Below are 479 nucleotides of genomic sequence, written 5' to 3' on the forward strand. Positions count from 1 at the left end.
GGTGATAGGCCTTCCCGCAGCTTTCGCACGTCCACTTATGGCCCTCCTTCACCTCGTCCTTCCACAATATCATCGTTGCCGTACAATCGTCGGTCGGACACGGTAATTCCTGCCGGTATGCGGTCCACGCCACTTTGTTGCCGTCCATCTGCACCAGATACTCCGCATGGCACTTGCGATTGGGGCAGATGGCGACAATTGGTTTGCCGTCTTTATGCAGGCGCCTGCGGATCATTGTTTCGCAGCGCAGGCATTTTTCCTCTGAAAACTGGCCTATCGTAAAATTCCAAACGGGTGACCCTAGCACCTCATCGAGAAATTTAACGCAAGCCTCGATCCGCTTACGCAGCTTGACGGGACTGTGCGCGCCGGGATCGTCAATTTGGGAGAGCGTCGGCGTGTGAAGGTAGGAACCGAGCGCACCGTACTGCTTCTTTAAGTTGTCGAGCGTTAAAACGACATCTTCGCCAAGCACTGTC

Annotated in this window: 1 protein-coding gene; it reads right to left on the reverse strand. The window is 54.7% G+C overall.

Annotated features, from left to right (window positions below; genetic code table 11):
* Positions 1-479, reverse strand: a 479-nt coding sequence (locus QWZ14_RS12150) for a hypothetical protein (RefSeq protein ID WP_290316935.1), incomplete at both ends; no start/stop codon positions are given.

This window comes from Paeniroseomonas aquatica (assembly GCF_030409335.1).
GTDB lineage: Bacteria > Pseudomonadota > Alphaproteobacteria > Acetobacterales > Acetobacteraceae > Belnapia > Belnapia aquatica.